Origin of the sequence: Micromonospora sp. WMMD710 (assembly GCF_029626045.1) — a bacterium.
Classification (GTDB): domain Bacteria; phylum Actinomycetota; class Actinomycetes; order Mycobacteriales; family Micromonosporaceae; genus Micromonospora.
Map to the genome: position 1 here is coordinate 6,175,718 of NZ_JARUBD010000001.1, position 24,205 is coordinate 6,199,922.

Annotated in this window: 19 protein-coding genes and 2 pseudogenes; 13 read left to right on the forward strand and 8 right to left on the reverse strand. The window is 70.6% G+C overall.

Annotation, left to right across the window (positions count from 1 at the left end; genetic code table 11):
• Nucleotides 1-1,700 precede the first annotated feature (1,700 nt).
• The 6 genes and pseudogenes from O7620_RS28630 to O7620_RS28655 all read right to left on the reverse strand — a co-directional run.
• Nucleotides 1,701-2,333, reverse strand: coding sequence for an ISAs1 family transposase (locus O7620_RS28630; protein WP_278126227.1), 633 nt, complete (start codon nucleotides 2,331-2,333; stop codon nucleotides 1,701-1,703).
• A gap of 57 nt (nucleotides 2,334-2,390) precedes the next feature.
• Nucleotides 2,391-3,172: pseudogene (locus O7620_RS28635) on the reverse strand (transposase family protein).
• A gap of 105 nt (nucleotides 3,173-3,277) precedes the next feature.
• Entirely contained in the window at nucleotides 3,278-3,424 is a 147-nt protein-coding gene (locus O7620_RS28640; RefSeq protein WP_278126229.1) for a hypothetical protein, read from the reverse strand.
• 51 nt (nucleotides 3,425-3,475) lie between these two features.
• Nucleotides 3,476-3,691 (reverse strand): transposase family protein, encoded by a 216-nt coding sequence (locus tag O7620_RS28645; protein WP_278126231.1) that lies wholly within the window; start codon nucleotides 3,689-3,691, stop codon nucleotides 3,476-3,478.
• 713 nt (nucleotides 3,692-4,404) lie between these two features.
• The gene (locus tag O7620_RS28650) at nucleotides 4,405-5,427 is read right to left on the reverse strand and encodes an ISAs1 family transposase (protein WP_278126233.1); all 1,023 of its coding nucleotides are present in this window, start codon (nucleotides 5,425-5,427) and stop codon (nucleotides 4,405-4,407) included.
• Between the two features lie 11 nt (nucleotides 5,428-5,438).
• Nucleotides 5,439-6,470: pseudogene (locus tag O7620_RS28655) on the reverse strand (M28 family peptidase); the annotation flags it as partial.
• 295 nt (nucleotides 6,471-6,765) lie between these two features.
• Between O7620_RS28655 and O7620_RS28660 the strand changes: the two are divergent.
• The 7 genes from O7620_RS28660 to O7620_RS28690 all read left to right on the forward strand — a co-directional run bounded on the left by O7620_RS28660 (nucleotide 6,766) and on the right by O7620_RS28690 (nucleotide 15,462).
• Complete coding sequence (locus tag O7620_RS28660; RefSeq protein WP_278126235.1) at nucleotides 6,766-8,010, forward strand: fused response regulator/phosphatase; 1,245 nt, start codon at nucleotides 6,766-6,768, stop codon at nucleotides 8,008-8,010.
• Nucleotides 8,007-9,740, forward strand: coding sequence for a sensor histidine kinase (locus O7620_RS28665; protein WP_278126237.1), 1,734 nt, complete (start codon nucleotides 8,007-8,009; stop codon nucleotides 9,738-9,740). Before O7620_RS28660 ends, O7620_RS28665 begins: the two co-directional genes overlap by 4 nt.
• Nucleotides 9,737-10,189 carry a response regulator gene (locus O7620_RS28670; RefSeq protein ID WP_278126238.1) on the forward strand — a complete coding sequence of 151 codons (453 nt, stop codon included), beginning with the start codon at nucleotides 9,737-9,739 and terminating at the stop codon, nucleotides 10,187-10,189. The genes O7620_RS28665 and O7620_RS28670 overlap by 4 nt, the downstream gene beginning before the upstream one ends.
• Nucleotides 10,182-10,991, forward strand: a complete 810-nt coding sequence (locus O7620_RS28675; protein ID WP_278126239.1) for an inositol monophosphatase family protein — start codon at nucleotides 10,182-10,184, stop codon at nucleotides 10,989-10,991. The genes O7620_RS28670 and O7620_RS28675 overlap by 8 nt, the downstream gene beginning before the upstream one ends.
• Before the next feature lie 143 nt (nucleotides 10,992-11,134).
• Complete coding sequence (locus tag O7620_RS28680; protein WP_278126241.1) at nucleotides 11,135-12,151, forward strand: hypothetical protein; 1,017 nt, start codon at nucleotides 11,135-11,137, stop codon at nucleotides 12,149-12,151.
• A 36-nt stretch (nucleotides 12,152-12,187) separates the two neighbouring features.
• On the forward strand, nucleotides 12,188-13,753 hold the full coding sequence (locus O7620_RS28685) for a fused MFS/spermidine synthase (RefSeq protein ID WP_278126243.1): 1,566 nt from the start codon (nucleotides 12,188-12,190) through the stop codon (nucleotides 13,751-13,753).
• A 71-nt stretch (nucleotides 13,754-13,824) separates the two neighbouring features.
• Complete coding sequence (locus tag O7620_RS28690; RefSeq protein WP_278126245.1) at nucleotides 13,825-15,462, forward strand: serine/threonine-protein kinase; 1,638 nt, start codon at nucleotides 13,825-13,827, stop codon at nucleotides 15,460-15,462.
• 38 nt (nucleotides 15,463-15,500) lie between these two features.
• Here O7620_RS28690 and O7620_RS28695 read toward each other — a convergent pair whose 3' ends face one another.
• Complete coding sequence (locus O7620_RS28695) at nucleotides 15,501-16,169, reverse strand: TrkA family potassium uptake protein (RefSeq protein WP_278126246.1); 669 nt, start codon at nucleotides 16,167-16,169, stop codon at nucleotides 15,501-15,503.
• A gap of 17 nt (nucleotides 16,170-16,186) precedes the next feature.
• Entirely contained in the window at nucleotides 16,187-17,521 is a 1,335-nt protein-coding gene (locus O7620_RS28700; RefSeq protein ID WP_278126247.1) for a potassium transporter TrkG, read from the reverse strand.
• A gap of 142 nt (nucleotides 17,522-17,663) precedes the next feature.
• Here O7620_RS28700 and O7620_RS28705 point away from each other — a divergent pair, with 142 nt between their 5' ends.
• The 6 genes from O7620_RS28705 (at nucleotide 17,664) to O7620_RS28730 (ending at nucleotide 24,201) form a co-directional block, all read left to right on the forward strand.
• Nucleotides 17,664-18,785, forward strand: a complete 1,122-nt coding sequence (locus O7620_RS28705; RefSeq protein ID WP_278126249.1) for a glycerophosphodiester phosphodiesterase — start codon at nucleotides 17,664-17,666, stop codon at nucleotides 18,783-18,785.
• A 700-nt stretch (nucleotides 18,786-19,485) separates the two neighbouring features.
• Nucleotides 19,486-20,685, forward strand: a complete 1,200-nt coding sequence (locus O7620_RS28710) for a substrate-binding domain-containing protein (protein WP_278126251.1) — start codon at nucleotides 19,486-19,488, stop codon at nucleotides 20,683-20,685.
• Nucleotides 20,686-20,688: 3 nt separating this feature from the next.
• Nucleotides 20,689-21,432 carry an ABC transporter ATP-binding protein gene (locus tag O7620_RS28715; protein ID WP_151492453.1) on the forward strand — a complete coding sequence of 248 codons (744 nt, stop codon included), beginning with the start codon at nucleotides 20,689-20,691 and terminating at the stop codon, nucleotides 21,430-21,432.
• Nucleotides 21,429-22,211: an ATP-binding cassette domain-containing protein gene (locus tag O7620_RS28720; protein ID WP_151492454.1), complete on the forward strand. Its 783-nt coding sequence runs from the start codon at nucleotides 21,429-21,431 to the stop codon at nucleotides 22,209-22,211. Before O7620_RS28715 ends, O7620_RS28720 begins: the two co-directional genes overlap by 4 nt.
• The gene (locus tag O7620_RS28725; protein ID WP_151492455.1) at nucleotides 22,211-23,101 is read left to right on the forward strand and encodes a branched-chain amino acid ABC transporter permease; all 891 of its coding nucleotides are present in this window, start codon (nucleotides 22,211-22,213) and stop codon (nucleotides 23,099-23,101) included. Before O7620_RS28720 ends, O7620_RS28725 begins: the two co-directional genes overlap by 1 nt.
• The gene (locus tag O7620_RS28730; RefSeq protein ID WP_278126255.1) at nucleotides 23,098-24,201 is read left to right on the forward strand and encodes a branched-chain amino acid ABC transporter permease; all 1,104 of its coding nucleotides are present in this window, start codon (nucleotides 23,098-23,100) and stop codon (nucleotides 24,199-24,201) included. The genes O7620_RS28725 and O7620_RS28730 overlap by 4 nt, the downstream gene beginning before the upstream one ends.
• Nucleotides 24,202-24,205: the final 4 nt, after the last annotated feature.

The window sequence follows — 24,205 nt, forward strand, 5'->3', positions numbered from 1 at the left end:
GCCAGACAGCGGTGCGGAAGCGACCGGCGCGCGCGTGGGGCTGAAGTGTGCGGCGGCGCCAACCCCAGGATGTTCCGGCGAGTAGACGCCTTCCTCGGTCGACCTCGCGGAGGCCTGGCGGGTCTGGTAGTCATCGGCTGGGAGGGCGGGACGGTGGTACATTTCTCGATCCACGTACGCAGGCGCGTTCTTGGCAACCCACTGTGCGAGTGTTTGCGTCCTTAGCACGGGGCGGGGGGCTGCGCCCCAGGTCCGCGACGGCGTCGGGACGGGCGCCGGCGCCGGCGCCGGTGAGCCGGGGTGCGATCCCGGGATGACGCCCGGTGATGCGACAGGCGAGGGAGCAGCAGGCGCGGCAGGCGAAGGCGCGGTTGCTGCCCGAGTCGCGGGCGAGCCTGATGCCGCGAGAGGGGGTGGCACCAGATAGGGAGGGGGTACGCGCGGTGCTTGCTGGGCTTGGCTGTCGAGTGCCGCGGCGCGCCTCACATTCAGGCGATTTACGCTCGGTCCGGCCTGTGAGGCTGACGGCCCGCCGGCGGGGGCGGCGACGACGCGGCTGACCTGCTCGTAGCCGGCGTGCATCGGCAACGTCGGCGATGTGTTGCTGGTGGAAGCAGAGGTGGCGCTGGTGGAAGCACGCAGCCACGCATATCTTTTGCTGGCACCAGCCGCTGCCAGGGCAGTTTCATTCATGGTCGACGCCGAAACTTGTCGCTGCTTTGCCTTGTTTATGAGCTCCTGCTCTTCAGGCGTGAACGTAACCCCGTTCCCTCCAGAAACCCAGCGAATCAGAGACGAATAGTCCACATTGTGTTGCTCTGCGTATTCGGAATAACTCATGACGGGGCCGCTCTGATTCGCAGCCGCCCACGCCAAGGCATGGCTCTTGCGTTCGCTGACCGTGAATTGCCTATGGGCCCAATACCTTGCCTTGTCTATGAGCTCCTGCTCTTGAGGCGTGAACGTAACCCCGCTCCCTCCAGAAACCCAGCGAATCAGGGTCCCGTGGCCCAGATTATTCTGCCGCTCATAGTCGGAATAACTCATGACGAGGCCGCTCTGATTCGCAGCCGCCCACGCCAAGGCATGGTTCTTGCGTTCGCTGACCGTGTATTGACTAAGGGCCCAATACCGCTTTGCCTTGTTTACGAGCTCCTGCTCTTGAGGCGTGAACGTAACCCCGCTCCCTCCAGAAACCCAGCCACTCAGGGTGTCGGGGTGTAACTTGTACCGCCGCGCATAGTCGGTATACCCCATGACGGCGCCATTTTGATTCGCATGCGCCCACCTCAAGGCATGGTTCTTGCGGTCGGAGAGCTCATACTGATCGGACGCATGCCTCCTTGCCGTGTCTATGAGCGCCTGCTGGTCAGCCGTGAACGTAACACCACTGATCCCGTCGGATATCCATCTACCCAGTGTCGAATTGGGAATAGAGTATGTCGCTGCATACTCCGTAATACTCACATCGTGGCCACTCTGATTCGCAGCGGCCCATCGCAAAACATGGCGCTTGCTCTCATCTCTTTCATGGGTCCTGCTCTCATCTCTTTCCATTCCTAGTTAGCCGCCTTTGCAGTCAGATTTCGAAGTCTTCCTACTACACAACGGATGCGCGGGGGCCGCCGGTTCAACCTCGATCGGGCCTGTCATTCGAACAGGGCTATCGCGTAGTCAGTTGGGGGGTGTCCGACCCAGGGTCATTGCGTTGTCGGGTAGCTGCTGGTCACGGCGGTGATTAGGTGGTGTGAGCAGCGGTTGGCTTGGCGGGTGGCTCGGGCGATGTTGGTCGCGCCGGTGGTGCGGTGCCAGCCGATCGCGGTGTTACGCAGGGTTGCGATGACGGCGGGTCCGGTGCCTGTCCGGGCTTGGTGGAGGTCTTCACGGAACGTCACGTCGCGTACGTGATGGAGGCAGTTCTCGATGTGCCAGTGGCGGCGGATCCAGGTTTGCAGGTCGCGGGGTAGGGCTTGGCCGGCGGGTAGCGACACGGTCAGGTAGGCGGTCTCGCGGCTGGTTTTGCCGGCGACGGTGCGGGTTCGGGTGATCCGCACGGCCTGCTGGGCGTGCGGGAAGGCGATGCCGCCGGGCGTGGCGACGGTGACGGCTTTGACGGTGCGGGTCTCGCGGCGGCCGTGACCGCGGTCGCGGGTGCGGTCACCGACCGGGATCTGCGCCCAGGGCAGTCGTTTGAGCTGCTTGAACAGGGTCGGCTGGTTGGCCTTCACCTGCACGAGCAGGTGCGCTCGGCGGGCGGTGACCTCGTTGGCGTGACCGGTCTGGGTGTGCAGGGCATCGGCGGTGAACAGCACCCCGGCCAGGGAGCCGAGCACCTGTTCGACGGCGTCGAGCAGCGGCGCGAACGCCGGGATCTCATTACTGAGCCATTTTCATCCTGCGTTGCGGTCGGCTTCGACGTGGTGCAGGACGAGGATGGCCTGCACGATCGCGGTTGCTCGGCGTGGGCAGCGGCGCAGCTTGACCAGGATTTTCCAGGTCTTGAGTGTGGCGATCGCGCGTTCGCCTCGGGCGCGGATCTTCGCGTGGGCCCGGTTGACCGTCTTGTGCCGGTGTGACAGCTTCGGTCGGAAGCGGTGCCGCTTGAACGGGGTGCGCACGCTGCCGTGGGCGCCTTGGTAGCCCTTGTCCGCGAAGGTCATCACGTGGGCGCTGGTCAGGGCGTCGATGATGCCGTGGGTGCGGGCGGCGGTCAGGTCGTGCGTCGAGCCGGGCAGCGCGGCCGATGCCCAGACGAGACGCCCGGCCGCGTCGGCGATGACCTGCACGTTCACGCCGTGGCGTTTGTGCTTCCCGGAGTAGTACGGCTTCTGGTCGGCGACCGGTCGATCGGGATCAGGGTGCCGTCGAGGATTGCGTAGGCGAGCAGCCGGATCCTGGTCATGGCCGTGGCCAGGTTGTCGGCGGTCGCGGCGAGCAGGTCGATGGCCTCGCGGACATAACGCCAGGCCGTCGTGATGCCAATCTCGAATCCGGCGGCCAGGCGGGTCAGGGTGTCGCCGTTGCGCAGGTGGGCCAGGGCGAGCAGGGCTTGCCGGCCGGGGTCGGGGCGTCGCCACCGGGACCGTCGCTGCTGGCGGCGGGTTCGGATGAGGGCGGCGAGGTGGTTCAGGCTGCGGGTGGACAACGGAATCGCGGCAGGGTAAGACAGCACAGCGAGGCTCCCGGTTGGGGCATCTGATCTTGGTCGACTGCTGTCTTACCGGGAGCCTCGTCCTTCATGGACATCGGCCTCCCGAACCGCCCGTGACCTGCACCGTCACGATGAAAATGGCTCACTCTTGGCGTCCACGGTGACCTGGGCGAGGACAACGCCGGTCCCGGTGTTCAGCGCGGAAAGCAGGTGCACCTGGCGGCCGTCGCCGATGCGGGCGCCGCGCAGCGTCTTGCCGTCGATGGCGATCACCGTGCGATACCGCCCCGGCGTGATCACCTCGACGGGAGTCCGGGTACGCAGCTAGCGGGCCAGGACGGTGCCGAGCAGCGCGTCGTCCAGGCGTGTCAGCAGCCGCCAGACAGTGCTGCCGACCGGCACCCCTGCGGGGAACCCGAGCCGACGCTGGGCCTGTTCGTCCAGGTCGTGCAGCCAGTCCGTGATCGCGGCGAACGACGACGCCCCGGCCATGACGGCGCAGACCGCCACCGCCAGCAGCCCGGTCAGCGGATACCGCACGCCTCGTGGGTCGCGTGGATCAGGAACAGCGGCGAGCGCGTGTAGTAGACCGCCGTGTTCACCGTCGGTGACTGGTGCCGCCTCGGCGATGGAGGTGGATGCGGCTACGGCACGTGCGGGGATGAGAGATGCTGCCATCAGCGGGTGGGGTCTTCCTCGGAGTCGTGAAGCGTCGCAACTCCATGATCACCGATGCGGCCTCACCCGCTCCTTGCACCTCCACAGAGGCCGAACTCGTCTCGAAATCCCTGGTCAGCGGCCCGTCAGCCGACTACGCAATCGCCCTGCCAGGACCCCGCCGGGAAGGCAGCCAGGGCTATTGCGTAGTCGCTTGAGTGCCGGCTGACCTGCGGGAACTCGCGGTCAACCGTCCGGTGTAGGTGGTCGGCTTGGCGCGGCTTGGCCGGGCAACGAAGCTGAAGTGGTTCGACCGAAGGCCCGTAGCTCCGTAGGCCGATGGATCGGGACGGCCACGACGGAGGGCTGCACTGGAGCTGACCTGCGCAAACGGACTACGCAATACCCCTGGGTCGTGTCTAGTACGGCAGCCCCTAGAGAAGCATGATCTTGCGGAACGCAGGGACCGTCGTAACAGCAGTGCAGGTCCCGTCGTAACGAAGGTGCCTGCCGTCGCCATCTTCTGGACGGCAAGCGGCTGAGGGCGATCCCTGCCTGCGCTGACACCCCAGGGCCATTGCGTACGATCGGTGACTTTACGTGACTGCGTCGATGAGTTGGGTTGATCGGCGGTTGGCGGTTCTGGTGGCGCGGGCGATGTTGGTTGCGCCGTTGAGGCGGTGGTAGCCGATCGCGGTGTTACGCGGGGTAGCGAACACGGCGGGTCCGTTGCCGGTCCTCGCGTGGTGGGCGTCCTCGCGGAACGTTACGTCTCGGACGTGGTGGAGGGCGTTCTCGATGAGCCACTCGTTGTGGGCGAACGCGCCCAGGTCGACCGGCTGGGCCAGGCTGGCGGGCAGGCTCATGGTGTAGTGGGCGGTCTTGCTGCTGGTCTTGCCCTTGATTGTGCGGGTCCTGGTGATCCGCGCCGCTTGCTGCGCGTGCGGGAACGCGAGGCCACCATCGGTGCGCACGGTCAACGCTTTGACGGTGCGGGTTTCCCTGCGGCCGTGCCCAACCTCGCGCTGCTGGTCACCGGCCGGGACCTGGTGCCACGGCAACGCTCTGAGCTGCGCGTACAGCCTCGGCTGGTTAGCCTTCGCCGCGACCATGAGGTCCCCGCCCCGGGCGGCGACGGCGCGGGCGTGCCCGGTCTGCGCGTGTAGAGCGTCCGCGACGATCACCACGCCGCGCAGCGACCCGAGCTGGTCGACGACCTGGTCCAGGAGCGGGGCGAACGCGGGGATTTCGTTGGGCTTCGCCTCGATCTGGACCTGGCCGAGCACGATCCCGGTCCGGGTGTCGTACGCAGCGAGCAGGTGCACCTGCCGGCCGTCGCAAGTGCGGGCACCACGCAGGACTTTGCCGTCGATGGCGATGACCAGCCGCCACCGCCGGCCCATGACCTGCAGCGGGGTGCTGCGCGCGCGTAGCCACCGCGTCAACACCTGCTGCAACACGCCCGCGTCGACGCGGATCAGCAGCCGCCACAGCGTCGTCGCCGCCGGGACCGTGTCGGTGAAGCCGAGCGTGCGCCACGCCGGGCGCTCGAGGTCACGCACCCAATCGTGTACGGCGGTGAAGGTGCACGCCCCGGCCAGCACCGCGCACACCGCCACCGCGACCAGGTGAACACGATGGCGGCGGCGAGCGCCAACACGGCCAGCCGGTACCAGATCGGCCGGTACGGGTCGAGCAGCTCCGCGTACCCCGGTCGGATCGTGGTGATCGCCAGCCAGAGCAGCTGGGCGGCGACCGGCGCGGCCAGGATCGGCACCAGGGCCAGCGCGAAGCCGGCGGCCAGCCGGCCGGCGCCGGCCCGGCCACTGCGGCGGGTCAGCCACGCCAGCGCGGCCACCGCGCCCACGGCGAGCAGGGCCAGCGGCAGGGTGAGCCAGCCCGGGTAGCGGACCAGCAGACCGGGGACGGGGAAGTAGGTGGCGTCGTGCCCGGAGCGCAGGTCGGTCAGGTCGGTGCGGCCGAACTCCCGGGCGAGGCCCAGCGCGTTGTCCCCGTGCTGCTGGAGGCTGCCCCGGTCCATCGCCTCGGGGGTGTCCAGCGGAGTGTGGTAGATCGCGCCGCCGTCGATGTACGCCGAGTTCAACCCGACGAACTTCTGGTCCAGGAACGCGGTGAAGTCGGTGTCGTTCGGCAGCGCCCGGTAGATCTCCACCGCGAACGAGGTGCCGACCGGATGCGGGGCGGCCCGGCCGAAGACGTCCACCAGCTTCGCGTTGTTCACCGACGTCTCGAACATGATCACCGGGCCGGTGGAGCCGCGGGCCTCCAGGTTGAGCACCACCCCGCCGTCGGCGGCCAGCGGATGGCTCGCGGCGAACGCGGACGCTCCGCACAGACACGCCTCCTCGGCGTCGGTCAGCACGAAGACGATGTCGTTGCGCGGCCGGGGGCCGACCGTCAGCGCCCGCGCCACCTCCAGGATCGCGGAGGTGCCGGCCGCGTCGTCGTTGCCGCCCGGCCCGGTCTGCACCGAGTCGTAGTGGGCGACCAGGAACACCCGGCCCGTCGAGTCGGTGCCGGGCAGCCGGGCCACCACGTTGCGGACCCGGGCCAGCGTCGCCCCGCCGGCCGCCCCGCTGAGCTGACCGGCCTCCGGCGCCACGGTGTCCTGCACCTCGGTCTCCAGGCCAAGCCCGCGCAGGCGCTGCTCGATGTGCGGGCGGGCCTGCCCGTCGCGGCCTGGGTGGGGGGTGCGCCCACGGGGAGTCCTCGGGGGTGGTGGGGCCTGGGGTGGCACCATCCTGCCGTCCGGCGACCCCGGGCGGGATGGCCGGTCGGCCACCGATCGCCCCGTATGTTCGTCGGCGGGCAGTGACGCGCCCCATCCCCGCCCGCGCCTCGGTCACCGTGTTGTGTGCGACCGTTGTCTAATACAGGATCAGCGGGGCACTCGGAAGGAGCCCGACATCACCAGCGAACTCCCGCGTCTCGCGGCGGTGACCCGGCCGCACCGGGGAGCCGGCCTGGCCGGTTCTGCCGTCGTGCCGTACCCGCACGGCGGCCTGGCGCGGCACGCGAACCTGCCGCCGGGCGAGCGGTTGCGGGTGCTGCTGGTGGAGGACGACGAGGGCGACGCCTTCCTGGTCGGTGAGCTGCTCGCCGAGACCAACTCGATGATCGAACTGCTGGTCGCCACCAGCCTCAGTGAGGCGCGGCAGCGGATCACCGGCGTCGACTGCGTCCTGCTCGATCTTGGCCTGCCCGACGCGCAGGGGCTGGACGGGCTGCGTCAGGTGCTGGAGATGTCCAGCGGCGCGGCCGTCTGCGTGCTGACCGGCCGGACCGACGAGCACCTGGGCATCGTGGCGGTCGCCGAGGGCGCACAGGACTACCTGGTCAAGGGCCAGGTGGACGGGGTGCTGCTGACCCGGGCGCTGCGCTACGCGGTGGAGCGCAAGCGGGCCGACGAGAACGCCCGCCGGCTGCGCGAGGTCGAGCTGCGCCAGGCCGAGTCGGCCCGCCTCGAACGCGGTCTGCTGCCCCAGCCGCTGATGACGACCGACCAGGTGGCGGTGCACACCTTCTACCGGCCGGGCCGGCACGCCGCGCTGATCGGCGGCGACTTCTTCGACGTGGTGCAGACCCGCCCGGACCGTCTGTACCTGATCGTCGGGGACGTCTGCGGGCACGGGGTGGACGAGGCGGCGCTCGGCGTCGAACTGCGGGTGGCCTGGCGGGCGCTGGTGCTCGCCGGCGTGCCGGACGACGAGGTGCTGCCCGCGCTGGAGCAGGTGCTGATGAGCGAGCGCCGACTCCAGGAGATCTTCGCGACGGTGGCCACCACCCGCCTGGACCTGGACGCGAACCGGGCCACCGTCCGACTCGCCGGGCATCCGCCGCCGCTGCTGCTCTCCGGCGGCCAGGTCGCCCCGGTACCCGCGCCCGGCGGCCTCCTGCTGGGCGTACGACCCCGCCGGCCGATCGCCTACGACCTGGAGTTCGACACCGATGACTGGTCCCTGCTGATGTACACCGACGGCCTGATCGAGGGGCGGGTCGGCGACGGCAACGAGCGCCTCGACGTGCCGGGTCTGAGCGGACTGCTCGACGAGCCGGCCAACCGCGAGGTGTCGCTGCCCGAGCTGCCGGCGTGGCTGGTCGGCCGGGCCGAGCAGATCAACGGCGGTCCGCTCGCCGATGATGTGGCCATGCTGCTGGTCAGCCGGGGTGGTGGCCGGTGAAGCCGGTGGTCGGCGGCTGGAGTCTGCGCCGCCGGGTGATCACCCTGCTCACCGTCGTGGGTGTGCTGCTGATCGGTCTGGCCACCGCGGAGGCGGCGATGGCCGCCCGCAACCGCACCCAGATCGACGCCATCCTCAACCAGACGGGCCCGCTGCGGGTGCAGTCGCAGGAGCTGCTCAACGCGCTGCTCGACCAGGAGACGGCGGTTCGCGGGTACGCGGTCAGCGGTAAGCCGGCCGACCTGCGTCCGTACCGGGAGGGGCTCGCGCAGGAACAGAACGTCGTCGGCGCGATGCGGGCGCTGCTCGACGACTATCCGCAGATCGGCCAGGAGCTGCGGATCGTCGAGGAACGTGCCGGCCAGTGGCGGCAGTCGGTGGCCGAGCCGGTGATCGCTATCACCGAGCGCAGCGGCACCAGGGCGGGTCAGGCGCTGGTCACCGACCAGGCCCGGCAGCAGTTCGACCAGGTCCGCTCCGCGGTGGGGGACCTCCAGCAGGAGATCCTGGTCGCCCGGGAGAAGGCCGCCGCCGCGGTCCGCAGCAGCAGCAACATCCTGGTCGTCCTGTTGATCGTCGCCGCCCTGGTGGTGGTCGTGGCCGGCGCGGTGCTGCTGCTCTCGCTGGACCGGATGGTGATCCGGCCGCTGACCGGGCTGGCCACCCAGGTCCGCGAGGTCGCCGAGGGCGACTACCAGCACCGCATCGCGACCGTCGGCCCACCCGAGTTCATCCGGCTCGGCGACGACGTGGACGCGATGCGCCAGAAGATCGCCTCCGACCTGGCCGAGGTCCGGGAGGCCCGGGAACGCATCGAGTGGGTCAACAGCCAGCTGCAGAAGCAGGCCGAGGAGTTGACCCGGTCCAACCGTGACCTGGAGCAGTTCGCGTACGTGGCCTCGCACGACCTCCAGGAGCCGCTGCGCAAGGTGGCCAGCTTCTGCCAGCTGCTCCAGCGTCGCTACGCCGGGCAGCTCGACGAGCGGGCCGACCAGTACATCGCGTTCGCCGTCGACGGCGCGCAGCGGATGCAGCGCCTGATCAACGACCTGCTCGCGTTCTCCCGCATCGGCCGCCTCACCACCGGTTTCACCGAGGTCGACCTGAACAAGGTGCTGGGTGACGTGGCCGGCCAGACCGAGGCCGCCCGGCAGTACGCCGACGCGGAGCTGACCTGGACCGAGATGCCGGTGATCCGCGGCGAGGAGCCGCTGCTCACGAACCTGCTGGCGAACCTGGTCAGCAACTCGATCAAGTTCCGCCGTGCGGACGTGCCGCCGAAGGTGCACGTGTCGGCCCGGCTGGTCGGCACCGAGTGGGAGATCACCTGCCAGGACAACGGCATCGGGATCGAACCGGAGTTCGCTGACAAGATCTTCGTGATCTTCCAGCGGCTGCACTCGAAGGACGCGTACCCGGGCACCGGCATCGGGTTGGCCATCGTCAAGAAGATCGTGGAATACCACGGTGGCCGGGTCTGGGTGGACACCGACGTGGCGGAGGGCACCGCGATCCGGTTCACTCTGCCGGCGCTCCCCGAGGACGTCGAGGCGGCTGCCGCCGCGGCCGCCGCCGTCGACTCGCCGGAGCAGCCGCAGCCTCCCGCGACGGGCGACGCGCCGGTCTCGACCGAGGCGCCGGAGCAGTCCACCGACCCGGACCGGCGGGACCGGGCCGACGGAGCCCCGGAAAGCGGTAGAACGGGTGACATGAGGGAGACGGTGGGATGACCGCGCCAGCGGACGGCAAGAGCCCGATCGAGGTCCTGCTCGTGGAGGACGATCCGGGTGACGTGTTGATGACCCAGGAGGCGTTCGAGGAGCACAAGCTCCGCAACCGGCTGACCGTCGTGTCCGACGGCGCCGAGGCGCTCGCCTACCTGCGGCGGGAGGGCCCGTACGCCGACGCGGTGGCACCCGACCTGATCCTGCTCGACCTCAACCTGCCCCGCCGCGACGGCCGGGAGGTGCTGGAGGAGATCAAGAAGGACGAGGATCTGCGCCGCATCCCCGTGGTGGTGCTCACCACGTCCCAGGCCGACGAGGACATCCTGCGCAGCTACCAGCTGCACGCCAACGCCTACGTGACCAAGCCGGTGGACTTCGAGCGCTTCATCTCGGTGGTCCGCCAGATCGACGAGTTCTTCGTCAGCGTGGTCAAGCTGCCGCCGCGTGGCTGACACCCTGCTCGACGACGTCGGCGATCTCCTCTGGGAGGCCGCCGAGCAGGTCGTGCTGCCGCTGTTCCGCAAGCTCGACGACGCCGACGTGTCGGAGAAGGCCCCGGGCGAGGTGGTCACCGTCGCCGACCGCCGGGCCGAGGAGCTGATCTCCGCGAGGCTGCGTCGTCTGCGCCCCGGCTCGATGGTGGTCGGCGAGGAGGGCGTCGCCGACAATCCCGAGCTGCTGCGGCACCTGCGCGACGGCGGGGACGTCTGGCTGGTCGACCCGGTCGACGGCACCGCCAACTTCGCTGCCGGCCGCCGCCCGTTCGCCCTGATGGTGGCGCTGCTGACCGACGGTCGGCCGACCGCCGGCTGGATCCTCGACCCGCTGGCCGAGACCCTGGCCTCGGGTTGGGCCGATGACGGGGCCCTGCTTAACGGCCAACCGGTGGACGGCGGCGCCGGGGTGCCGCCGCCGGGCGAACTGCGCGGCGCGGCGATGACCCGGTTCCTGCCCCCGGAGACCCGCGACCGGGTCCGCGCCGGCGGCCGGCGACTCGGCGAGCTGCTGCCCGGCCAGCACTGCGCCGGCCGGGAGTACCTGGACATCCTCACCGGTGAGCAGCAGTTCACCATCTTCTGGCGCACCCTGCCGTGGGATCACGCCCCGGGCGCGCTGCTCGTGCGTGCCGCCGGTGGTGTGGCCCGCCGCTTCGACGGCGTCGACTACCACCCCGCCGACGAGGGTCGTGGTCTGCTCGTCGCGGCCAACGAACAGGTCTGGGCCGAGGTGCACGAGGCCCTCCTCAGCTCCTGATCCGCGCACCGCGCGATCGTGGTGGCACGCTGCGTCGACACCCGGGCGGCAGGACGGTCACAGGGCTGGTCACCGGCGGGCGTTCCGGTATCGTGACCGGCGGTCTCCGCCAGCAGGCCGGCGGTCGACGGAAGGACGCTTTCGTGCCCAGGACCAGGCCCAGCCAGCGGCGCGCTCGCCGCGCTCTGCTCGCCGTGCTCGCCGCCGTCGCGCTGGTGCTCGTCGGTGGAGCCGTTCCCGCGTACGCGGAGCCCGACGAGGGTGGCACGAAGAAGCTCCAGGACGCGTTGGAGTTGACCGCCAAGGGCCACATCGAGGCCAAGGCCAGACTCGACAACTCCAAGCGTCGGCAGACGGCGCTGATCGGCGAGTTGAAGACGGTCGAGGGCCGGTTGGTCGGGCTGACCGCCCAGGTCGGTGAGGTGGCCGCGCAGTCGTACCGGGCCGGTCGGCTCACGCCGGCGTCGATGCTGCTCAACACCGCCACGCCGCAGGCGTTCCTGCAACGCGCCGCCGACCTCGACCTGATGGCCCAGCGGGACAGCAAGCGGCTGCGCGATCTCGTCGACGCCCAGCAGCAGGCGCAGCAGGCCAAGATCGCCATCGACGCCGAGGTGCGTGAGCAGCAGAAGCAGCTCGCCGTGATGGCGAAGAAGAAGAAGGAGGCCGAGGCGGCCCTCGCCGAGGTCAGCTCCGGCAGCAGCAGCGGTTTCAGCGGCGGCAGCTCCGCCTCGGCCAAGCCGGCGCCACGCAACCCGGACGGGTCGTGGCCGTCGGAGTCCTGCTCGGTGAAGGACCCGACGACGTCCGGCTGCATCACCCCCCGCACGCTCAACGCCCTCAAGCAGACCCAGGCGGCCGGCTACAAGCGGCACGTCTCCTGCCAACGTTCGGGTGGTGGTGGTGAGCACCCGAAGGGACGTGCCTGCGACTTCGCGGCCGCCACGAACGGCTTCGAGGACCGCAACGCGACCGGCGGCGACAAGGCGTACGGCGACAGCCTGGCCGCCTGGCACGTGCGCAACGCCGACCGGCTGGGTGTGCTCTACGTGATCTGGTATCGGCAGATCTGGCACCCCGGCACCGGCTGGCGCGCGTACAGCGGCAGCGGCAGTCCGGCCGCCAGCCACACGAACCACGTTCATCTCTCGGTGTACTGACCCGAAGCGCCAGCTGCACTGCGTACCATCGCGACGATGAGCACCCCACCATCCGACGTAGCGGCACCGCCCACCTCCGCGGCCGCACCCGTGCCGGTGACCGGCCGGGCGCTGCCCAACGGTCTCGCCGCGTTCCTGGTCTTCTTCTCCAGCGGGGCCGTGCTGGTGCTGGAGACCGTCGCCCTGCGCCTGGTCGGCCCGTACGTCGGGGTGACCCTCCAGGTGACCAGCTCGGTGATCGGCATCGCACTGGCCGCGATTGCCTACGGCGCCTGGTCCGGCGGCTGGCTGGCCGACCGGCGTGACCCGCGTGGTCTGCTGGCGCCGGCGCTGGTGCTGGCCGGCATCGCCACCGCGATCACCCTGCCCGTCGTCCGGTACGCCGGCGAGGTGCTGCGTGGCAGTGCGGTCAGCGCCATCCTGCTGCTCGTCGCCCTGGCCGTGTTCGTGCCGGCCGCGCTGCTCGCCGCGGTCACCCCGCTGGTGGTGAAGCTGCAACTCGCCGACCTGCGGCGTACCGGTCAGGTCGTCGGCCGGCTGTCCGGGATCGGCACCCTGGGCGGCATCACCGCGACCCTGCTCACCGGCTTCGTGCTGGTCGCCGCCCTGCCCAGCACGGTGATCCTGCTGGCGTTGGCGGTGGCCCTCGGGCTGGCCGGCATCGGCCTCGGGGTCTATCTGCGGCGGCAGGCGCGCACCGACCTGCCCGGTCCGGCCCGGACCCGGGCCGCGCTGGCCGTGCTCGGCCTGATCGGCGCGGGACTGACCACCATCGCCCCGAACCCCTGCGACATCGAGACCGCGTACCACTGCGCCCGGGTGACCACCGACCCCGGCCGGCCCAGCGGCCGGATGCTGCTGCTCAACTCGGCCCAGCACTCGTACGTGGACCTGGCCGACCCGAAGCACCTGGAGTACGCGTACACCAAGTGGATCGGCGCGATCGCCGACGTCGCGGCTCCGGCCGGGCAGCGGTTGGACGCCCTGCACCTGGGCGGCGGCGGTTTCACCGTGCCGCGCTACCTGACCGCCACCCGGCCGGGCACCGACAACGTCGTCTTCGAGATCGACGGCGGGCTGGTCGAGCTGGGCGAGCAGGAGCTGGGCGTACGCACCGGACCGGACCTGCGGGTGGTGGTGGGTGACGCCCGGATGCTGGTCGCCGGCGAGCCGGCGGACAGCCGCGACCTGGTCGTCGGCGACGCGTTCGGCCACCTGGTGGTGCCGTGGCACCTGTCCACCCGGGAGATGGCCGCCGAGATCCGGCGGGTGACCCGCCCCGGCGGGGTGTACGTGCAGAACGTCATCGACTACCCGCCGCTGCAGTTCATCCGCGCCGAGCTGGCCACCGTGGCCGCCGAGTTCACGTACGTCGCGGTGATCGCCCCACCGGAGGCGCTCGCCGAGAAGCAGGGCGCCAACCTCCTCATCGTCGGCTCCGACGCTCCGCTGCCGCTGGACGCCATCCGCGCCCGGCTGGGAGAGGTCGACCCGAAGGTCAGCCTGCTGTCCGGCACGGAACTCACCGACTTCATCGGTTCGGCGCTGGTGCTGACCGACGACTACGCCCCGGTGGATCAACTCTTGGCAGCGACCGCCTGATCGGGTGACATCCCTGACCGATTTCGATCCTCAAGGTGTAGGTCGGCTCATCGCGGGCAACAACGGCCACCATGGGTGGTGGGGACCGGAACGGCGCGCAACTCCTCGATGAGCGGTACCGGCTCGTCGAGCAGCTCGGCGCGGGCGGTATGTCGGTGGTCTGGCGAGGCTACGACGAGGTGCTCGGTCGCCAGGTCGCGGTGAAGGTGCTGGCGTCCCGGCTGGCCAGCGACCGGGCCTTCCGGCACCGGATCCGGGTGGAGGCGCAGGCCGCCGCGCGGCTCTGCCACCCCAACATCACCAACGTGTACGACTACGGCGAGTCCGAGCAGGTCGGCCTGACCGTGCCGTACGTGGTGATGGAGCTGGTCGACGGCGCCTCGCTCGCCAACCGGCTCGGCCGGGAGGGCCGCCTGCCGTGGCGGGAGGCGGTGACGATCGCCGCCGAGGTCAGCTCCGCGCTGGCCACCGCGCACGCCCGCGGTGTGGTGCACCGCGACGTCACCCCGGGCAACGTGATGCTCACCTCGACCGGCGTCAAGGTCGTCGACTTCGGTATCTCCGCGCTGGTGGGGGAGAGCGAGAAGGGGCCGGACGGCGCGCTGCTCGGCACACCCGCGTACCTCGCCCCGGAGCGGCTGGACAACGGCCAGGTCTCCCCGGCCACCGACGTGTACGCCGTCGGGCTGCTGCTCTACCGGATGCTCACCGGCCGGCTGCCGTGGCAGGCCAGCACGACCACGCAGATGCTGCGGGCGCACATGTACAACGACCCGGACCCGATGCCCCCGGTGCCCGGCCTGCCGGGCGAGGTGACCGACCTGGTGCGGCGCTGCCTGGCCAAGCAGCCCGCCGACCGTCCGGCGACGGCCGAACTGGCTCGGACCCTCGCCGAGGCGGCCGGGATGCTGGCGGCGGTGCCGGTCTCGCCGGCCGCCGGCCCGGTGGACCCCGCGGCACTGGCCAGCGCGGGCACCACGATCCTGCCGTGGTCCGCGGCGACCGACGCGTTGCCGTTGTCGCGTACCCGTAACCGGACCCGTCGGGAGCACCGACGCCGCCGGCGGGTGGAGGCCGGGGTGGCCGCCGTCGGCCTGATCGCGGTCACCGGCGCGATGTGGGGTTTCACCTCGCGCAGCCCAGCCAGCGGCGACGACCGGCCGACCACCGAGGCCCGGATGAGCCTGCCGAAGGCGGCGCCCTGCGAGGTGGCGTACGCGCTGCGCACCGACTCCGGCAAGGAATTCGCCGCCGAACTGACCCTGACCAACAGCGGTGAGCAGGAACTGCGGGACTGGACGATGAGCTTCACCTTCCCCGGTCAGCAGACGGTGACGAAGGCGGAGCCGACGGCTGTGCAGCAGCAGGGGAGCACGGTGCTGATCCGGCCGGCGGCCCAGCGCACCACCCTGGCGCCCGGCGCGGCCGAGAAGCTCACCCTCGCCGGCACGTACAGCGGCGCGAACCCGCTACCGGTGGAGTTCCGGGTGGGCGACTCCACCTGCGGGGTACGCGTCTCCGGGGTGGCCGGCAGCACGCCGTCCACCGCCCCGCCGAGCAAGGCGGCGACCGCGCCGGCCCCGCCGAAGAAGACGACGGTACGCAGCGGCTCGGGCGGCGGCGCGCCGAAGGCGAAGCCGCCGAAGCCGGCCAAGGCTGCCCCGAAGCCCAACGATGCCAAGGGGCCGGGTGGTCCGGGAAAAGGATGAGACATCCCGAGGGGCACGGACCTCGTCGGCGTTGACGGTCAGCGTCGTCCCGCGAACCGCTGCACCTGGTCGATCCCGCCCTCCACGACCAGCACCCCACCCTGGGCCAGCGCCGTGTTGTCCGAGGCGTACCGGAAACGCTCACCCGGCGCCTTCGCGCCGATCACCCGGACCCCGTAGCGCTCGTCCGGGCGCAGGTCGAGCAGCGTACGACCGACCAGCGACTCCGGCACCCGGACGGTGGCGATCGCGAAGTCGTCGTCGAACTCGATGAAGTCGAGCAGCCGACTGACGATCAGATGGGCCACCCGGTCGCCGGTCTCCGCCTCCGGGAAGATCACGTGGTGCGCGCCCACCGACGACAAGATCTTGGCGTGCTTCTTCGATGTCGCGCGGGCCCAGATCTGCGGCACACCCAGCTCGGCCAACGCCAGCACGGTGAGCACGCTCGCCTCGACCGAGGCCCCGATGGCCACCACCGCCCGGCCGAACCCGGTGACACCGAGCTGCCGTAACGCCCCCTCCTCGGTCGCGTCGGCCTGCACCACCCGGTCGAGCTGGGCCGACCAGCGCTGCACCTGGTCCGGATTGCGGTCGATGGCCAGCACCTCGCGGTCCATCCGGGTGAGTGACCCGGCCAGGTGGCAGCCGAACCGACCCAACCCGATCACCACGATGCCGCCGCCGTCCGATCGTCTCGCCGACACCTCGACCCTCCTCGCAGCTAGCCGACAATGGGTTGTTCCTGGGGGTAGCGGTAGAGCCTGCGCCGGGTGTTCAGGGCGATCGCCGATCCGAGGGTGAGCGGTCCGACCCGGCCGATGAACATCAGCACGGTCAGCACCACCTGGCCGCTGGCCGGCAGCTCACCGGCCAGGCCGATGGTCAGCCCGGTGGTGCTGAACGCGGAGGTGACCTCGAACAGGGCCGCGACGAAGCGCACCCCCTCGGTGAGCAGCAGCAGGAGCATGGTCCCGGCCGCGACCAGCGCGACGCTGAGCAGGGCGACGGTGACGGCCTGCCGCTGGCTGGCGGTGGCCACCCGGCGGTGTCCGACCGTGACGTCGGGCTCGCCGCGCAGCTCCGCCCAGATGGTGAACGCCAGCAGGAAGAACGTGGACACCTTGATGCCCCCGGCGGTGCTGGCGCTGCCACCGCCGATGAACATCAGCGCGATCAGCAGCGGGTAGCTCTCCTCCTGCAGCTCGGCGATGTCCAGGACGCTGAAGCCACCGGTACGGCTCAACGCGATCTGGGTGAACGACGCGAGCACCTTGCCTTCGGCGTCGTACGAGCCGATGGTGCTGGCGTTGGTCCACTCGGCGGCGAGCAGGCCGACGAAGCCGAGCAGCACCAGGGCGACGCTGCCCCAGATGGTCAGCTTGGTGGCGACCGCCCAGCCGGCCGGCTTGCGCCACTCACGGACCGCCTCGAACAGGGCGGGGAACCCGAGCCCGCCGACGATGGCACCGAACGCCAGCGGCAGCGACACCCACGGATCGCGGTCGAAGGCCAGCAGACCGTCGCTGTAGAGCGCGAAGCCGCCGTTGTTGAACGCCTGGACGGCGTGGAACACGCCCGACCAGAGCGCGTCACCGAACGTGTAGTCGTACGCCCACCACAGCCGGCCGGTGACCAGCGCGGTCATCACCGCCTCGCAGGCGAAGACGGTCACCGCGATGCGGCGCAGCAGCCGGGCCACGTCCCCGATGCCGAACTCGGCCGTCTCGGCCTGCACCAGCAGCCGGTTGCGCAGGCCGAGCTGGCGCGAGACCACGAGGATGACCAGCGCCGCGGCGGTGAGGATGCCGAGACCGCCGAGCTGGGTGAGCAGGGTGATCACCAGGAGACCCCCGCCGGACCAGTAGTTGGGGGTGTCGGTCATGGCCATACCGGTCACCGACACCGCCGAGGTGGCGGTGAACAGGGCGGTGACCAGGGGCGGTCGCTGATGTTGGACGGTGGCCCAGCGCGCCATCAGCAGCGCGGTGCCGAGCAGTATCGGCACCAGGAACCCCAGCGGCACCAGCCGCACGGGGTTGCGGAAAAACCGGCGCACCAGACAATCTTCCTTTTCCGCGCAGGCGTCGGAGTGGGAACGCCCATTCCGGAGATTCACCTGCCGTCCAGACATCGACCAACTCCCGGCCAATCGCGGGCGGTCTGCTATCCGCGGCATTCCCCGATGACAGGAGACGGCGTTGCGACGTACCCTCTCGACCCTCGGCGTGGCCGGCGCGCTGCTCGCCGCCGCCGTGGCCGTGCCCACCATGGCCGCCGCCGGCCCCTCGGCCGAGGCGAACCGCACCCGGGCGAACGACCGCCCGATCGTGATCGGTCACCGAGGTGCCAGCGGCTACCGGCCGGAGCACACGCTGGAGGCGTACCGGTTGGCGATCCGGATGGGCGCGGACTACATCGAGCCGGACCTGGTGTCCACCTCCGACGGCGTCCTCGTCGCCCGGCACGAGAACGAGATCTCCGGCACCACCGACGTGTCGACGCACCCGGAGTTCGCCGCCCGCAGGGCGACGAAGACCATCGACGGTGTCGCCGTGACCGGCTGGTTCACCGAGGACTTCACCCTGGCCGAGTTGAAGACGCTGCGGGCCAAGGAGCGACTTCCGCAGGTCCGCGTCGCGAACACCGCCTTCGACGGCCGCTTCGAGGTGCCCACCCTCCAGGAGGTGATCGATCTGGCTCGGACCGAGGGGCGGGCACGGGGCCGCACCATCGGCATCTACCCGGAGACCAAGCACCCGAGCTACTTCACGTCGATCGGCCTGCCGTTGGAGGAGCCGCTGCTGAAGGTGCTGCGGCAGAACAAGCTGGACCACAAGAACTCGCCGGTCTTCATCCAGTCGTTCGAGACCGCCAACCTGCGTCGGCTGAGCCGGCTCACCGACGTGAAGCTGGTCCAGCTCCTCGACGCCACCGGCCGCCCGTACGACTTCACCGCCGCCGGCGACACCCGCACCTACCAGGACCTCGCCACGGCTGCCGGCCTGAAGTGGATCGCGGGTTACGCCGACGGGATCGGCGCGAACAAGAACCTGATCGTGCCCCGCGACGCCGCCGGCAAGCTGCTCGCCCCGACGAACGTGGTGCGTGACGCACACCGCGAGCGGCTGCTCGTGCACTCCTGGACGTTCCGTGCGGAGAACCAGTTCCTCCCCGTGGACTTCCGGATCGGCACCGACCCGAACGCGCGCGGCGACATCACGGCCGAATACGAACTCTTCCTCGGCCTGGGACTGGACGGCGTGTTCAGCGACCACCCCGACACCGCCGTCGCCGCCCGCGCCGGCCTCGCCACGCGCTGACCCGCTCGCGCCTCGGCGGGTGTCCCCGCCGAGCTGACCGCGGTCCGGAGCTGATCCGCTCCGGGCCGAGCGCCGGGCCGATCACGCCCGGCCCACACGCTGGCCCGTCGTCCGCCACCCGGACGCCGGGCCAGCGACACGTCCGGTCCGCCCAGGCGCCCGCCGAGGTGCCCGGCCAGGTGGCCTCGCGGGAGTGGGCACCACCTCCGAGCCTGCCCACGCCCGCCAACCCACGCCCGTCGACGCGTGCCTGTCCAAGGTCACGCTCGATCCCGGATCGAGTGGTATCCCCGCGAGTCCGAGACCACTACATCCACGATCGAGCACGATCGAGACCACGCCGCAGGCGGGACCAGACAGCAACATCAGTGATGTTGTGGTGATCTTCGCTCAGTGCGTACGGCATCGGGTTTTCGGTGATCGTCTGTTCGGCGGTCGTTGGCGGTGTCCGCGCCCGGCCGACCACGACGGGCCCTGTGACCGAGCGAGTGGGGCGGATGGCGCGAGGCGACACACGCCTTGGCTGGTCCGTGGGGTTCGGGGCCATCGAGAGCGCGGACCCTCCGGTGGTAACGCGGTGCGCTGTAACCCCCGGCCACCTCATTCCTGATACTTGTGTGTTTCTGCCACATAGCTCGTGGGTGACGTCACTTCTAGCGTGAGCCGACAACACAGCATCCTGTCCTCACCTGGAGTCGCGATGACGGTCCGGCACACGCGGCGGGCGTTCCTCTCCGCCGCCACGATGATGGCGGCGGCACTGGCCGCCACGGCCTGTGGTAGCCCGCAGGACACCGCCACCGGCGGCGGCGACAGCGCCGCGCCGGTCAAGGTCGGCCTGGTGTACTCCCAGTCGGGAGCCCTGGCCAGCTACGGAAAGCAGTACATCGAGGGGTTCAAGGCGGGGTTGGACTTCGCCACCCAGGGCACCGGCAAGGTCGGTGACCGGAAGATCGAGCTGACCGAGGTCGACGACGCGGGTGACCCGGCCAAGGCGGTCTCCGCGGCGAAGGACCTGATCGGCAAGGGCACCAAGATCATCGCCGGTTCCACCGCCTCGGGTGTGGCGCTCCAGGTCGCGCCGATCGCGGCACAGAACAAGGTTCTGTTCATCTCCGGCCCGGCCGCCACGGACGCGGTGACCGGCGCGAACAAGTACACGTTCCGCTCCGGGCGACAGTCCTACCAGGACGTGGTGACCGCCAAGTCGTTCATCGGCGACCCGGCCGGCAAGAAGGTCGTGGTCTTCGCTCAGGACGGCGCATTCGGCGACGCCAACGAGGCCGCCGTCAAGGCCGTCATCGGTGGTGCGGGCGCCACCGTGAGCAGCGTGCGGGCCCCGGCCAGCGCCACCGAGTTCACGCCGTTCGCCAGCCAGATCAAGTCGGCCAAGCCGGACCTGCTGTTCGTGGCCTGGGCCGGCACGACCGCCCCGGCGATGTGGCAGACCCTCGACCAGCAGGGTGTTCTCTCGTCCACCACGGTCGTCACCGGTCTGGACATCCGTACCTCGTGGCCGACCTTCGGCGCCGCCGGCGCGAAGATCTCGTTCCTGTCGCACTACTTCGACGGTGCCAGCGACACCGAGGCCAGCAAGGCGTTGAAGGCCAAGGTCAGCACCATCGACCTGTTCCACCCGGACGGCTTCGCCGCCGCCCAGATGGTGGTCCGTGCGGTGCAGGAGGGTGGGGACGACGTCGACAAGATGGTCACCGCCCTGGAGGGCTGGAGCTTCGACGGGGTCAAGGGCAAGATGACCATCCGGGCTGCGGACCACGCGCTGCTCCAGCCGATGTTCCAGGCCAAGCTGACCGGCAGCGGCACCGCCTTCACGGCGACCGCGCAGAAGAGCCTCACCGGTGACGAGACCGCGCCACCGGCCGTGGCCATGAAGGGCTGAGAAGTGCTCGCCACCCGCGGTCTGACCTGGCGGATCGGTGAGGTCGCCATCGTCGACAGCGTCTACCTCGACCTGGCGCCCGGGGAGTTCCTGGGCGTGATCGGGCCGAACGGCGCCGGCAAGACCTCACTGTTCAACCTGATCACCGGCCTGCGCCGGGCCACCGAGGGTCGGATCACCCTGGACGGGCAGGACATCGGGGCGCTTCCGCCGCACCGGCGGGCCCGCCTCGGGTTGGGCCGTACCTTCCAGGCGTCCTCGGTCTTCGGCTCGCTGAGCGTGCGGGAGAACGTCCGGCTCGCCGTGCAGGCGCACCGCGGGGGCTCGATGGCACTGTGGCGGCGGGCGGCGGCCGACCGGGAGGTCGCCGCCGCCGCCGACACGGCGCTCGACCGGGTCGGCCTCGCCCACCGGGGTACGGCGCTCGCCGGCACCCTGGCGCACGGCGAGAAGCGCAAGCTGGAGATCGCCCTGCTGCTCGCCGGTGAACCGCGGGTGATGCTGCTGGACGAGCCGATGGCCGGGGTCAGCGCCGAGGACGTACCGGAGCTGGTCGCCGTCATCAAGTCGTTGACCGGTGACAGCGGCCGGGCGGTGCTGATGGTCGAGCACCACATGGACGTCATCCTCGAACTGGCCGACCGGATCGCCGTCATGCACCACGGCGCGCTGCTGGCCTGCGACACCCCGGAGACGGTGATGGCCAACCCCACGGTGCAAGAGGCCTACCTGGGGGAGTCGCTGTGAGCGAACCGATCCTCAGTGTGGAGGACCTGTCGGTCCGGATCTCCGGGCTGCACATCCTCCAGGGGGTGTCCTTCACGGTCGCCCCGACCGGAGTGACCGTCCTGCTCGGTCGCAACGGCGTCGGCAAGACCACCACGCTGCGCGCGATCGTCGGCCTCACCCCGCCCGCCGGGGAGGTCCGCGGCACCATCCGGATGGGCGCGCAGAGCCTGCTGGCCCGGCCCACCCACCGGCTGGTCCGCGGCGGGCTCGGCTACGTGCCGGAGGACCGGTGCGTGTTCGCCGGCCTCACCGTCGCCGAGAACCTGCGGCTCGCCGAGCGGCGCGGCACCAGCCCGGCGTACGACAAGGTCTTCGCGCTCTTCCCGGAGCTGGACCGGCGCGGACGGCAACGGGCCGGTTCGCTCTCCGGTGGGCAGCAGCAGATGCTCGCGATCGGGCGGGTGCTGCTCAACGACAACCGGCTGCTGCTGGTCGACGAGCCGACCAAGGGGTTGGCGCCGAAGGTGGTGACCGAGGTGGCCGAGGTGGTGGAACGGGTCGCGGAGTCGGTGCCGGTGCTGCTCGTGGAGCAGAACCTGGCGGTCGTACGCCGACTGGCCCGCGACGCGGTGGTGCTGGCCGCCGGCAAGGTGGCCTGGACCGGCGACGCCCGTGAGCTGCTGCTGGAGACGGCGCTGACCAAGTCGCTGCTCGGTGTCGGCTCGGCGGAGGTGGCCTCGCCGAGCGCGAGGAGTGAGCTTGCGAGCCCCGCAGTCGCGAGGAAGGACCAACGCTGATGGGCACCGTGATCCTGTTGGCGTTGACCGGCCTGGGTCTGGCGGCGCTGTACTTCCTGGTCGCCTCCGGCCTGTCCCTGGTCTTCGGCCTGGCCGACGTGCTCAACTTCGCGCACGGGCTGTTCCTCGGCGTCGGCGCGTACGGCACCTGGTGGGCGGCGGGCAACCTGCCGGGCGCCGGCTCCGACGGGTTCGGCTTCGTGGTCGCGGTCGCCTTCGGGGTGGCCGCCGGCACGCTGGTGGCGATCCTGGTCGAGTTGGTGCTGATCCGCCCGCTGTACTCCCGCACCATCGAGCAGGTGCTGGTCACCGTCGGTCTGTCGCTGGCCGGCGTGGCGTTGCTCCAGGCGACGTGGGGTGCGGACGCCCGCACCTTCCCGCGCCCCGACTGGACCCGGCAGGTGACCGGGATCCTCGGCGCGCAGGTGCCCAACGGCGGCCTGCTGCTGATCATCGCGGCGGTGCTGGTGCTCGGCGCGATCCTGGCGTTCCTGCGCTGGACCCGGTACGGCCTGGTGATCCGGGCCGGCGTGGAGAACCGGGAGATGGTGACCGCGCTCGGCATCGACGTGCGCAAGGCGTTCACGCTGGTCTTCGCGATCGGTGGGGCGGCCGCCGCGCTCGCCGGCGCGCTGGGCGGGGTCTACTTCGGCACGGTCTCGCCCGGCCAGGGCGGCTCGCTGCTGATCTTCGCGTTCATCGTGGTGGTGATCGGCGGCATGGGCTCGGTGGTCGGCTCCGCGTACGCGGCCGTCGTGGTGGGGCTGGTACAGCAGTTCGTCAACTACTACGGCACGTCCGGGCTGGGCGACATCTGCGTGGTCGGGCTGTTGGCCGTGGTGCTGCTGCTGCGCCCGCAGGGCATCGCCGGAAAGGTGGCAACGGCATGACGGTGATCGACGCTCCTCCCGCGCAGGTGCCCGACGAGTTGACCCCGCAGCGGGGGCGGTGGCACCGCGTCCGCCCGTTCCTGCCGCTGGTCGCGCTTGTCGTGCTGGCGATCCTGCCGTACTCGACGATCTCCCTACCGGGGATCTTCGAGGGGCCGGTCAACTCGCCCGGCACCCTGCAACTGCTCGCCATCTGCCTGATCTTCGGTGGGCTGGCCGCCGGGTACGACCTGCTTTTCGGCCGGACCGGGATGCTCTCCTTCGGGCACGCGCTGTACTTCGCCGCCGGCGTGTATGGCACCGACATCCTGGTCACCCGCGCCGGTCTACCGCTGTGGCAGGCGGCGCTGTTGACCATCACCGGGGGAACGATCCTCGCGGCGCTGCTCGGAGCGGTGGCGCTGCGCACCGTGGGCATCGCGTTCGCCATGGTCACGTTGGCGTTCGCCCAGGTCGGGGCGATCCTGGTGGCCCGGGACTTCGGTGGGCTCACCGGCGGCGAGGAAGGTTTGCCGCTGGACGTGTCCGGCCTGCCCGCCGGGCTGGTGGGGGTGACCAACACGGTCAACCTGTACTGGCTGGCACTGGCGTACCTGACGCTCGTGGTCTTCGTGGTGCACCGGGTGAGCGGTTCGCCGACCGGTCGGGTGCTCGCCGGGCTGCGTGACGACGAGCGGCGGATCGGTGTGCTCGGGCTGGACCCGTACGGCTACAAACTGGTGGCGTTCACCCTGGCCGGCGGGTTGGCGTCGGCGGGCGGGGTGGTCTACGTGCTGATCGTCGGCGGTGCGTCGCCGCACATCACGTCCTCCGAGCTGACCCTGTCGCTGCTGGTCATGGTGGTGCTCGGCGGGCCGGGTACCCGGTGGGGGCCGGTGCTCGGCGGTGTCCTCTACATGTACCTGGACCACCGGCTCACCGCGTTCGGCACGAGCGACGCGGTCGACAACCTGCCGGCCGTCCTCAGCCATCCGCTGAGCCAGCCGCTCTTCGTCCTGGGCACGGTGTTCATCCTGGCCGTCTACTTCTTCCCCGGCGGCCTGACCAGCCTGGCCCCCCGCCTGTCCCACCTGACCAGATCTCTGCGCCCCCCACGCTGACCCC